Genomic DNA, 11,742 nt, shown 5'->3' on the forward strand with positions numbered 1-11,742 from the left:
GGGCCGCCAAGCGGCGACGGGCGCTATATCGCTCAATCGATTTTGGAATGCAACAGGGAAATGACAAAAACGCGAAAATTTCTTTGAGAAATGCGACAAGCGGCGGAAATGATTGAGAATTTTTCATCCCGCGGTTTTTTCCTGCGTTGCCAAGCGTCGGTTGCCCGCTTAATCAGGAAACAAGGATAGTGGAATCGGCAGAGGCAGGTGGCAGGATATGGCGGAAAATTCCCGAAAGACGGCATCGGAGCTGTTCGAGTTTCTCGACGGACTCGGCATTTCCCACACCACGAAGCAGCATGAACCGGTGTTTACCGTCGCCGAATCCCAGTCGCTGCGCGACCTCATTCCCGGCGGCCATACAAAGAACCTCTTTGTAAAGGACAAGAAGGATCAGTATTTCGTTCTGACCGTTGAGGAAAATGCGGTCGTCGATCTGAAAAGCGTTCACAAGACCATCGGTGCGGCAAGCCGCGTGTCCTTTGGCAAACCGGAAAAGATGCTTGAATATCTGGGCGTCGCGCCGGGCTCGGTGACGGTGTTCGGAGCCATCAACGACACCGACAGGCAGGTCACCTTCGTGCTCGACAGCGGGCTTCTGGAAAACGAGCTGGTCAATGGCCATCCGCTTTCCAACGACCAGACGACAACGATCGCGTCCACGGATCTCATTCGCTTTCTCGAGGCAACCGGACATGCGCCGCTTGTCTTGAAAGTCACCGAGTGAGATACGATCTTTGCTTCAAATAAGACATATGACAGAGGTTTACGGGAGACCGGCATGAGCGGCGAAAATAATCCTTACGGCGGTTCCTATAGCGGGCAGATGACCGCAAGCGCCCATCATAATGGCGAGCTGAACGGTGCGGCCTCCGGCCACATCAAGGACACCACGACGGCGGGTTTCTCCAGGGACGTTCTTGAGGAATCGCGCCGCCAGCCGGTTCTGGTGGATTTCTGGGCGCCCTGGTGTGGTCCGTGCAAGCAGCTGACGCCGGTGCTCGAGAAGGTCATCAACGAGGCGAATGGCCGCGTGAAGCTCGTGAAGCTGAATATTGACGACCACCCGTCGATCCCCGGCCAGCTCGGCATCCAGTCCATTCCGGCAATCGTCGCCTTTGCCGACGGCCGGCCGGTGGATGGCTTCATGGGTGCCGTGCCGGAAAGCCAGATCAAGCAGTTCATTGAGAAGATCGCCGGGCCTGACGCGGGCGATCCCAAGGCCGAGATCGAGGCTGTTCTGACGGAAGCGAAGCAGCTTCTGGCGGATGGCGATTTCAACGGCGCGGCGCAGCTTTTCGGCGCCGTCATGCAGGCCGATCCGGAAAATCCGGCAGCGATTGCCGGTATCGCGGAATGCATGATCGCCGCCGGTCAATATGAGCGGGCAAGCGAACTGCTCTCTTCGCTGCCCGCGGAACTCAATGAGGATGCGGGTATTCAGCTCGTTTCGAAAAAGATCGCGCAATATGAGGAAGCCCGTAAAATCGGCGACCCCGTGGCGCTGGAGCGCGAGCTTGCGCTCGATCCCGATCGTCACGAGGCGCGGGTGAAGCTTGCCAAGGTGCTGAATGCTCAAGGCCGGCGCGATGAGGCTGCGGACCATCTGCTTTACGTCATGCGCAAGGACCGGACCTTCGACGATGACGGCGCGCGCCGCCAGCTTCTGGAGTTTTTCGAGGCCTGGGGCTTCAAGGATCCGGCAACCGTTGCCGGCCGCAGGAAGCTTTCGGCGATACTGTTTTCGTAATGCGGGCATATCCCGGCCGTGGCGGTTGATCCGCCGGCCGGGCAGCAGTGAACAGGGGGCTTGATTCCCATGCATGTCGGAAATGCGAGATATGTGAAGAACGACGATCTGCCGGAAACCGTGCCGGTCTTTCCATTGCCGGGCGCGCTGCTTCTACCGGAAGGCCATCTTCCGCTCAATATTTTCGAGCCTCGATATCTCGCCATGATCGACCGGGCTTTGGCCGGCCATCGCATCATCGGCATGGTGCAGCCCGCGCTGCATGTCATCGAGGCGGGGCTTGAGGGCGGTCCGCTTAGCGCGGTCGGCTGCCTCGGCCGCATCACGTCCTTTTCCGAAACCGGCGATGGCCGTTATATCATTTCGCTCACCGGCGTGTGCCGTTTCCGCCTGCTGGAAGAGGTGGAGGCGGGCAAACCCTATCGCAGCTTCCGGCATGCGCCCTTCATCGCCGATCTTTCCGGCGAGTATGACGAGGATGCGGTGGACCGCGAAAACCTGCTCCGGGTATTCCGCTCGTTTCTGGATGCCAACCAGCTGGAGGCGGATTGGGAAAGCGTGGAAAGGGCGGGCAATCGCGTTCTCGTCAATTCGCTTTCCATGATGTCTCCCTTTGGACCGGCTGAAAAACAGGCGCTGCTGGAAGCGCCGGACCTGAAGACGCGGGCCGAAACATTGATCGCCATCACCGAGATCGTTCTTGCCCAGGGATCGGGCGAGGGCGGCAACGTGCTACAATAGGATCGCCGCCATGGACGACAGGATGAGCAATGTCGATCCCAAGCTGCTGGAGCTTCTGGTCTGCCCTTTGACGAAAGGGCGTCTTGCCTATGACCGCGCCCGCAATGAACTCATCTCCGAAAGCGCGAGGCTCGCTTATCCGATCCGCGATGGCGTGCCGATCATGCTGATTTCCGAAGCGCGCAAAATAGAAGACTAAGCTTCCCGCTTATCCGCCTTCGCACATTGCGTGTCGCGAATTGACGAAGATGCGTTGACAACCATGCGTGGATTTGACCAGAGTCCCGCCCGACATGTCTGTTGCGGGGAGAAAACTGATGTCGTTGCGCGCGCTCGTCCGGATTTCGCTGGTTGCGGTCTCAACCGCCCTGTTTTTTCCGCCAGCCATGGCGGCGGAACCCTCCCGCAAGGTCGTTACGACCCAAAATGGCGATTATTTCGGCTTCGATCTCAGGACGGAGCAAAATGTCTCACTGGAGCAATGCGGCGAGATTTGCGTCGGCGATACCGCCTGCAAGGCCTTTACCTACAATCCCAAGGTGAAATGGTGCTTCCTCAAATCGGATTTCAATCAGCTGAACGCCTTCCCCGGCGCGGTTGCCGGCAAGATCGTGGAAGTGGCCGCGGAAGCCGATATCGGCGCGCCGCAGCGCCTGTCCTTCGTGATCGACAGCCTGCAGCAGGAAGCGCGCCGGCTGAAATCCGGCCTTGCGGCAAATGAGGGTGAGGGCGAACAGGGCCTGGAAGCCCTCGTGGAAACGGCGCGCCAGCAGGCAGCCGCCGGCAATATTCCCGATGCGGTCACGACCTATAAACAGGCCCTTGCGATCACACCTGACGATGGGGCGCTCTGGGCGGAACTGTCGGAAAAGGCCGCGCAGGTCACCGATAATTATTCGATAGCGGGACAAGCCGCTTCCGCTGCCATCAATGCCTATCAGCTCAGCCGCACGGTCAGCGCTCGTACTGAGGCCCTGAACCGGCTGGCGAAGGCTTTTGAGCGAACCCAGAATTATCGCGCGGCACTCAATGCCTATAAGGAAAGCCTTGCGCTTACCGACAATGCGCAGACCAAGGCGGCCTATGCCGATCTGCGCACGCGGCAGGGTTTCCGCGTCATCAACAATACCGTGGATACCGATAGCATCAGCCCGCGCGCCTGCGTGCAGTTTTCCGAGCCGCTGGTGAAGAACGGCGTCGATTACTCCTCCTTCATCACGCTGGATGGGGCAGCGCCCAAGGCCATCGAGGCGAAGGGCAGCGAGATTTGCGTGGAAGGCCTGACCCATGGCCAGCGTTACAAGATCGCGTTTCGCGCCGGCCTGCCGTCTTCGGTGGAAGAGCCTCTGGAAAAGCAGGTCGATCTCGATATATACGTGCGTGACCGTGCCGCCAGCGTGCGCTTCACCGGCGAGAATTTCGTGCTGCCGGGCACGGCGCGCCGCGGCATTCCAATCGTCTCTGTCAATGCCGACAAAGCCGACCTGAAGCTTTATCGCGTCGGCGACCGCAACATCACCTCGCTTCTTTCAAACTCGCAGTTTCTGACGCAGATGGACGGCTACAACGCCGACCGTATCGAAAACGAAATTGGCGAGCTTGTCTGGCAGGGCTCAATCGATATCCAGCCCGATCTCAACAAGGATGTGGTGACGAGCTTCCCGGTGGATGAGGCCCTGCCCGAGCGCAAGCCCGGCATCTATGTGCTGACCGCCGTACCGCCGGGCACCGCGCCGGAAACCTGGGATTCGCGCGCCACGCAATGGTTCCTCGTATCCGATACCGGCATAACCACCTATGCCGGAACCGATGGGCTGAATGTCTTTGTCCGTGCACTTGGCAGCGCCAAGCCGCTGGCAGATGTGGATTTGCAGCTGCTCGCCAAGAATAACGAGGTGCTGGGCACTGCGAAGACCGATGCGGACGGCCGCGCGGTGTTCTCAGCCGGCCTAATGCGCGGCACGGCGGCGCAGGCGCCTGCGATTCTGACGGCGCGCAACGGCGACAACGACTATGTGTTCCTCGACATGACCCGCGCCGGCTTCGATCTTTCGGATCGCGGCGTGACGGGCCGTGCAGCCCCCGGCGCCATCGACGTGTTCAGCTGGACGGAACGCGGCATCTACCGCGCCGGCGAGACCGTGCATGCCGCAGCCCTTGCCCGCGATGTCGACGGCAAGGCAATCGAGGATCTGCCGCTCACTTTCATCTTCTCGCGCCCGGATGGTGTCGAGGACCGGCGTTTCGTCAGCGACGGCAAGGCGCTCGGCGGCCATGCGGTCGATCTGCCGTTGCAGGCAAATGCCATGCGCGGCACCTGGACGCTGCGCATCCATACCGATCCGAAGACGGCTGCCATCAGCGAAAAGAGCTTCCTCGTCGATGATTTCGTGCCTGACCGCACAGAGTTCGACCTCTCGAGCAAGGCAAAACAGATCGACCCTGGCGCGGAAACGGCAATCGATGTCGATGGCCGTTACCTCTATGGCGCGCCCGCAGCCGGCCTGACGCTGGAGGGCGAGGTCGCCATCAAACCGACGCGCACCAGCGCCGATTTCGAAGGTTATTTCTTCGGTCTGGCCGATGAGGAAAGCGAAGAGGAAAACCGCACCACGCTTGCCGATCTGCCGGCGCTGGACGAAGAGGGCAAGGCGAGCTTCAATATCGATCTGACCGACCTTCCCTCCACAACGCAGCTTCTTTCCGCCAACATCACCGTGCGCATGCGCGAGGCCGGCGGCCGCGCCGTGGAGCGCTCCCTGACGCTACCCATCAAGGCTGAAGCGCCGGTCATCGGTATCAAACCGCAATTTTCCGGCGATCTCGCCCAGAATTCCGTTGGCCGTTTCCACATCATCGGCGTCAATGCTGACGGTGCCAAACAGGCGATGAGCGGCCTCAACTGGAAGCTCATCAAGGTCGAGCGGAACTATCAATGGTATCGTCAGGGCAATTCCTGGCGTTACGAGCCGGTGGAATATACCAAGCAGCAGGAAGCCGGCAGCTTGTCCGTCGATGCCAATGGCGGCGAGATTTCCGTGCCTGTCACCTGGGGTCGCTATCGGCTGGAAGTGGAGGGCGCCGGCAATGGCGCGCCTGTCTCCAGCGTTGAGTTCGATGCCGGTTTTTATGTCGAGGCAAGCTCGACGGAAACGCCGGATGCGCTGGAAATCGCTCTCGACAAGCAGAGCTACAAGATCGGCGATACGGCCAAACTCAAGGTTTCCTCGCGTTTTGCCGGCGAGTTGATGGTGACTTCCGGTTCGGAAAAGCTGATTGCCGTGCAGAATGCCGAGATCGGCGAGGATGGCGGCGAGATCGACATTCCCGTCACCGAGGAATGGGGTGCGGGCGCTTATGTGACAGCCACGCTATTTCGTCCCGGCGACGCGCAGGAAAGCCGTATGCCGATGCGCGCCATCGGCATCAAATGGCTCGCCGTCGATCCGGCCGAGCGCAAACTTGCCGTCACGCTTGGCGCGCCGCAGAAAACGCTGCCGCGCCAGCCGCTTGAAATTCCGATCACCGTCGCCGGTGCCGGCGTGGGCGAAAAGGCCTATGTCATCGTTGCGGCAGTCGATGTCGGCATATTGAACCTTACCCGCTATGAGCCGCCAAAGCCGGATGAATGGTATTTCGGCCAGCGTCGGCTGGGGCTGGAAATCCGCGACCTCTATGGCCGCCTGATCGACGGTTCGCTCGGCGCCACCGGCCGGTTGCGCACTGGTGGTGACGGCGGGCAGGCAGCCCTTCAGGGCAGCCCACCCACGGAAAAGCTCGTGGCCTTCTTTGCCGGTCCGGTCGAACTCGACGCAGACGGCAAGGCGACGGTGAGCTTCGATATTCCGCAGTTCAACGGCACGGCCCGTATCATGGCGGTGGCCTGGACGAAGACAGGCGTGGGACATGCCGTCTCCGACGCCATCATTCGCGATCCTGTCGTGGTCACGGCCAGCGCGCCGAAATTCCTCGCTCCCGGCGATGTCTCGCAATTGCGGCTCGATATCGCCAATACCGATGGCGAGCCCGGCGATTACCGGCTGGATGTGACCAGCAATACGGCCTTGACGGTCGATCAGGGTGAGATGTCGCAAACTCTCGCGCTTCAGAAAGGCGGCAAGTCTTCGCTGACGGTCCCGCTTACGGGCGAACAGCCCGGCAATGGCGCGATCACCATCAAGGTTTCCAATGCCGCCGGTCTTTCACTGGAGCAGGTTCTGAACGTTCCGGTGCGTCCGGCCGTTCTGCCCGTCACAACGCGGCGCGAAATCAAGATCGCGCCCAATAGCAGCCTGACGATCAATGGCGATCTTCTGGCCGACAGCATGCTGCTCGGCTCTTCCGTCGCGGTCAATGTCACGCGCTCGCCCGCCTTCGATATTCCGGCGCTGGTGATGATGCTGGACAAATATCCTTACGGCTGCGCCGAACAAACGACGAGCCGCGCTTTGCCGCTGCTTTACGTTTCGGAACTGACAAAGGATAGCGGCCTTGCAGAAGACCCCGATACCCGCAAGCGCGTGCAGGAGGCGATCTACCGCGTGCTGTCCTTCCAGTCGAGTTCGGGCAGCTTCGGCCTCTGGTCGCCGGGTTACGGCGATCTGTGGCTCGACGCCTATATCAGCGACTTCCTGACAAGGGCGCGTGAGCAGAATTACGATGTGCCCGAAGCCGCCATGGTGCAGGCGCTGAACAACCTGCAAAACGGTCTTTCCTATGACAGCAATGTCAAGGATCGCGGCAACGAGATCGCCTATTCGCTTTATGTGCTGGCGCGCAACCGCAAGGCGGCGATCAACGATCTGCGTTATTACGCCGATACGGCGCTTGCCGATTTCGCCACACCGCTTGCCAAGGCGCAGGTTGCCGCTGCCCTTTCGCTTTATGGCGACCAGACCCGTTCGAAGAGTGTGTTCGGCGCTTCGCTCGATATGGCAAGCCGTGCAACCAATGTCAGCTTCGCCCGCGCCGATTATGGCTCGGCCCTGCGTGATGGTGCTGCAACGCTTGCGCTTGCGGCCGAAAGCCGTCCGGTTCCGGCCGTCGTGCCGCAGCTTGCCGGTGCGGTGGCGAAGGAATGGGAAAAGAAGCCCTATACCAGCACCCAGGAACAGGCATGGATGCTGCTGGCCGCCCGCGCCGTGAAAGGCGAGGACAAGGATATCCGTCTCGATGTGAACGGCGATCTGCAGACTGGCGGCTTCGGCAAGCGGATGAGCGGCGATGAACTGCTGGCCGCACCCTTGAAGATCGCCAATGCCTCGGCCGATCCGGTCACGGCCGTCGTCACCACGGTGGCGCCGCCGGCGCAGCCACTTGCCGCAGGCGGTGAAGGCTTCACCATCACCCGCACCTATTATTCCATGGATGGCGAGGAGGTGAACCCGAGCGAGGTGGTCCAGAACGAGCGTTATGTCGTGGTGCTTAATGTGGTGCCGCAGAATAACTGGCAGTCGCGCATTCTGGTGACCGACCTGCTGCCCTCCGGTTTCGAAATCGACAATCCGAGCCTTGTCAATTCGGCTGAGCTTTCGAATTTCGACTGGTTGCCGGAAACGGAAGCGGCGCATACGGAATTCCGCTACGACCGTTTCGTGGCGGCCTTCGATCGCTCGGCCGGCGACAGTTCGGAAATTGCCCTTGCCTATGTGGTCCGCGCCGTTACCCCCGGCACCTACGATCATCCGGCAGCTTCGGTTGAGGATATGTACCGGCCGCAATTTGCCGCCCGCACGGCAACCGGCCGCATGGAGGTGCGCTCGGCAAACCCATGAGGCGACGCAAGGCGATAATTGTCGGCATGATGACGGCCGCGTTGCTTATGGGCGGCGCGGCCTTCGGTCTCGATGCGCTGGACAAGGCCTATCCGCCGCCGCTGGACGCTGCGCAGCAACGATCCTTCGAGGTTCTGGACCGCGACGGCAAGCTGTTGCGCGCTTTTGCGACAGCCGATGGCCGCTGGCGGCTGCAAACCTCAGCCGCCGAAGTCGACCCACAGTTCCTGCGCATGCTGGTGGCCTATGAAGACCAGCGTTTCTACGATCACCACGGCGTCGATCCCTGGGCGCTTTTGCGCTCCGCCTGGCAATTGGCCAGCAACGGCCGGATCGTTTCCGGCGCATCGACGCTTTCCATGCAGGTGGCGCGGCTGATCGAGCCGCGCGCCGACCGGTCTTTTTCGGCGAAATTCCTGCAGGCCGCGCGCGCGCTCCAGATCGAGAGAAGGCTCAGCAAGGCGGAAATCCTCGATCTCTATCTGAATATCGCGCCCTATGGCGGCAATCTCGAAGGCATTCGCGCCGCAAGCCTCGCCTGGTTCGGCAAGGAACCGGGCAGGCTCGATACGGCGGAGGCAGCGCTTTTGGTGGCGCTGCCGCAATTGCCGGAAAAGCGACGCCCGGATCGCTTTCCGGAGGCGGCGAAGCAGGCGCGCGAGCGGGTGCTGCAACGGCTTGCCGTGGAACGCGTGGTGGGTGAGGGGGAAGCGGAACGGTCGGCGCTTGCGAATGTGCCCACCAACCGGCGGGACCTGCCCGCCTATGCGCCACATATGGCCGTCGCCGCACGGGTGAAATTCCCGGATACTGCCGAGGTGCGTTCCACGCTGAAGCTGCCGATCCAGCGGGAGCTGGAGGGTGTTGCCCGCCATGCGGCGGAAAAGCTCGGCGACAGGGTCTCCGTCGCCATCGTCATGGCCGATGCGCAGAGCGGCGATATTCTGGCGGAAGTGGGCTCGGCGGATTATCTCGATACGGCAAGACGCGGTTTCGTGGAGATGAGCCGGGCCGTTCGCTCGCCGGGCTCCACCCTCAAGCCATTCATCTACGGCCTTGCCTTCGAAGACGGTCTTGTCGGGCAGGAAACCATCATCGAGGATCGCCCGGCCGACTTTTCCGGTTACAGGCCGCGCAATTTCGACATGCATTATCAGGGCGATGTCAGCATCCGGCAAGCGCTGCAACTGTCGCTCAACGTGCCTGCCGTCAAGCTGCTGGATGCCGTTAGCCCCTCGGCGCTGATGGTGCGGTTCCGGCGGGTGGGCGTCAAACTCGTGCTTCCCGCCAATGAAGCGCCCGGGCTTGCCATCGCCCTTGGCGGCGCGGGTGTTTCGCTGGTCGATCTGGTGCAGCTTTATGCGGGGCTTGCCGGCGGCGGCGATCCCGTGCGGCTTGGAGACGGCGTCCGCTCGGACCCGGAACGGCTGGAGGGGGACCGGTTATTCTCCGATGCCGCGATCTGGAACATCTCCGACATCCTGTCCGGCGTGCTGCCGCCGCTCGGCATGAAACAGCGCGGCATCGCCTACAAGACCGGCACCAGCTATGGCTATCGCGATGCCTGGTCGGTGGGGTATGACGGGCGGCATGTGGTCGGCGTCTGGGTCGGCCGGGCCGATAATGGCGCGGTGCCGGGCATTGCCGGTTATGCGACGGCCGCCCCGATCCTGTTCGAGGCTTTCGAAAAATCCGGCGTGGCGATCACGCCGATGCCGGCCGCACCTTCCGGTGTCGCGCGGGTCGCGGTCAATGAACTCCCTGCCAACCAGCGGCGTTTCACCACGACGGCCAGCGGCCTGCTTTCTGCTTCAAGACGTGAAAGCGCCCCGCGCATCGTTTACCCGCCGGAAGGCGCGCGCGTGGAGCTTTCCGGCCAGTCGGGCATCTCGCCGCTGGTACTGAAGTTGCAGGGCGGGCGCGCACCCTTCCGCTGGCTCGCCAATGGTTTGCCCTTGCCGAACGCATCCCATCGCCGCAACAGCGAATGGCGGCCGGAAGGCCAGGGATTTTCCACACTGACGGTTATCGACGCCGACGGCCGCGCCTCGAGCGTGCGGGTTTTCGTCGAATAGCACGGATGTCCAACTCCACAAGGGGTTGCCCCGGGCTTGTGTCAGACAGCGCCTCGAGCGTCTCGTCAGTTCTTTTTCGCCGTCTTGACAAAGATATGTAGCAAGCAATTGTACAAGAGTGACGACGAAGATGATGTGCCTAAGTTCTATTACGCCACATCGAGTGAATGGCGGTGGATCCGCTGCTGAAGCGAAGCCACAACGGCTTGTAGAAATTCCCGGCGCCTGGGATTGGTCGTTGCCGTCAGTGTCACCTGTAGCCGGCTTGTGATGTTGTTCAGAAAGCCAACGTGATTAAAACTATCGGCGGCGATATTGATCTCCACCTCGTCCATGTAATGCGCCAGATGCGGTTCCAATACGAGATTTGCATCCGTCTGGTAGCAGGCAGCCATCTGTTCTCCAAGCGTGGACATCTGCACATATGGACCATATTCGTCGATCATCAAATCTCCTTCCTCTAGCGCAACTAATTTTGACAGGCGCTTCATCATCACAGATAGGAAATAGGAAGCAATTGCCCGCTTTCAACGTTCCCTTTTGAAGCTTTTAATTTCTCGTGTTCGTGAAGGATGTCACTAAGACTCCGGTCGAAGTAGAGACCTGCCAAACGGCTATCAGCCGCGCTGGGCCGCGCTCAATGATTGCGCTCCGTTGATTTGTCGCTGTGACGGTAATTTCCCCTGATTTCATTGAGGAATTTTAGAAGGTATCCCAAAGGTCAGGGCGAATTGCTCCGATAGGTGTGTCCAGAAACTAAAGTGCTGGAACTGCAGGCCATAAAAAAGCCCGCCGAAGCGGGCCTTCCAAACTAAGATTGTATGTGTTCATCGAAAGATGATCTTCGTTTTATTGCCAGTGCGCCACGTCCGATCTCCGATAGAATCTCGAGTTTCTACCGGTCGGTTCATAAATGGGTCGCACTCCCTCGGCCTCGAGTTTTTGACGAAGGATGCCGGGAAAGACACCGGCACGGTCCGACAAAAGAGCGAGACAAATATTTTCGGCGATGAAGGCATCCACGGAATGAGCGAGGATGTATTGTTGCTCACGCCGAGTAGCAGGATTGATCCGGGTTTCCGTCTTTAGATAACCGAGGTGCAGCAGTTCGCTGATCGTGCCTCTTGCCGTCCCGATCCGGCGTTCTGTGTCTCGGACATTGAGGTGTCTATGACTATCGTTTTGAACGTTGCCATTCAACGATGCCACGTCAGGAATAGAGCGGTTCAAGTAGGCTCTGACTTCCTCCCAATCCACAAGGAGGTTGAAGAGAGTAGTTCGACCACCTTTGAAATGAAGGCTTTTCAGAGAACCTTCCAAGCCCAATTTGAGGATGGTCTCGGTTTGGCATGACCTGCCACTGAGAATTTCCTCCAGATTGGATTAGAGTCCGGCCCATCTT

General features: G+C 60.3%; 8 protein-coding genes. 6 read left to right on the top strand and 2 right to left on the bottom strand.

Going from position 1 to position 11,742, the window contains the following annotated elements:
• The first annotated feature begins 217 nt into the window (after positions 1 to 217).
• The 6 genes from RAC79_RS10320 (at position 218) to pbpC (ending at position 10,340) form a co-directional block, all read left to right on the top strand.
• Positions 218 to 727, top strand: coding sequence for a prolyl-tRNA synthetase associated domain-containing protein (locus RAC79_RS10320; RefSeq protein ID WP_142845333.1), 510 nt, complete (start codon positions 218 to 220; stop codon positions 725 to 727).
• Between the two features lie 54 nt (positions 728 to 781).
• On the top strand, positions 782 to 1,750 hold the full coding sequence (gene trxA, locus RAC79_RS10325; RefSeq protein ID WP_035261692.1) for a thioredoxin: 969 nt from the start codon (positions 782 to 784) through the stop codon (positions 1,748 to 1,750).
• A 69-nt stretch (positions 1,751 to 1,819) separates the two neighbouring features.
• Positions 1,820 to 2,491: an LON peptidase substrate-binding domain-containing protein gene (locus RAC79_RS10330; protein ID WP_161987908.1), complete on the top strand. Its 672-nt coding sequence runs from the start codon at positions 1,820 to 1,822 to the stop codon at positions 2,489 to 2,491.
• Between the two features lie 10 nt (positions 2,492 to 2,501).
• A complete protein-coding gene (locus tag RAC79_RS10335) occupies positions 2,502 to 2,690 on the top strand; it encodes a Trm112 family protein (RefSeq protein WP_003523265.1) in 189 nt (62 codons plus the stop codon).
• A gap of 118 nt (positions 2,691 to 2,808) precedes the next feature.
• A complete protein-coding gene (locus tag RAC79_RS10340; protein ID WP_174040041.1) occupies positions 2,809 to 8,265 on the top strand; it encodes an alpha-2-macroglobulin family protein in 5,457 nt (1,818 codons plus the stop codon).
• The gene (pbpC, locus tag RAC79_RS10345; protein ID WP_374996994.1) at positions 8,262 to 10,340 is read left to right on the top strand and encodes a penicillin-binding protein 1C; all 2,079 of its coding nucleotides are present in this window, start codon (positions 8,262 to 8,264) and stop codon (positions 10,338 to 10,340) included. Before RAC79_RS10340 ends, pbpC begins: the two co-directional genes overlap by 4 nt.
• 149 nt (positions 10,341 to 10,489) lie before the next feature.
• Here pbpC and RAC79_RS10350 read toward each other — a convergent pair whose 3' ends face one another.
• The gene (locus RAC79_RS10350; RefSeq protein WP_142845331.1) at positions 10,490 to 10,786 is read right to left on the bottom strand and encodes a hypothetical protein; all 297 of its coding nucleotides are present in this window, start codon (positions 10,784 to 10,786) and stop codon (positions 10,490 to 10,492) included.
• 403 nt (positions 10,787 to 11,189) lie between these two features.
• Positions 11,190 to 11,570, bottom strand: coding sequence for a hypothetical protein (locus tag RAC79_RS10355; RefSeq protein WP_142845330.1), 381 nt, complete (start codon positions 11,568 to 11,570; stop codon positions 11,190 to 11,192).
• Between the last annotated feature and the right edge of the window lie 172 nt (positions 11,571 to 11,742).

It is taken from the genome of Agrobacterium sp. LR_9 (assembly GCF_041954855.1).
GTDB lineage: Bacteria > Pseudomonadota > Alphaproteobacteria > Rhizobiales > Rhizobiaceae > Agrobacterium > Agrobacterium leguminum.

Excerpts from the sequence above, each read along its gene's own strand:
- RAC79_RS10320 (WP_142845333.1), top strand. The coding sequence starts at position 218 with ATGGCGGAAAATTCCCGAAAGACGGCATCGGAGCTGTTCGAGTTTCTC.
- trxA (WP_035261692.1), top strand. The coding sequence starts at position 782 with ATGAGCGGCGAAAATAATCCTTACGGCGGTTCCTATAGCGGGCAGATG.
- RAC79_RS10330 (WP_161987908.1), top strand. The coding sequence starts at position 1,820 with ATGCATGTCGGAAATGCGAGATATGTGAAGAACGACGATCTGCCGGAA.
- RAC79_RS10335 (WP_003523265.1), top strand. The coding sequence starts at position 2,502 with ATGGACGACAGGATGAGCAATGTCGATCCCAAGCTGCTGGAGCTTCTG.
- RAC79_RS10340 (WP_174040041.1), top strand. The coding sequence starts at position 2,809 with ATGTCGTTGCGCGCGCTCGTCCGGATTTCGCTGGTTGCGGTCTCAACC.
- pbpC (WP_374996994.1), top strand. The coding sequence starts at position 8,262 with ATGAGGCGACGCAAGGCGATAATTGTCGGCATGATGACGGCCGCGTTG.
- RAC79_RS10350 (WP_142845331.1), bottom strand. The coding sequence starts at position 10,786 with ATGATCGACGAATATGGTCCATATGTGCAGATGTCCACGCTTGGAGAA.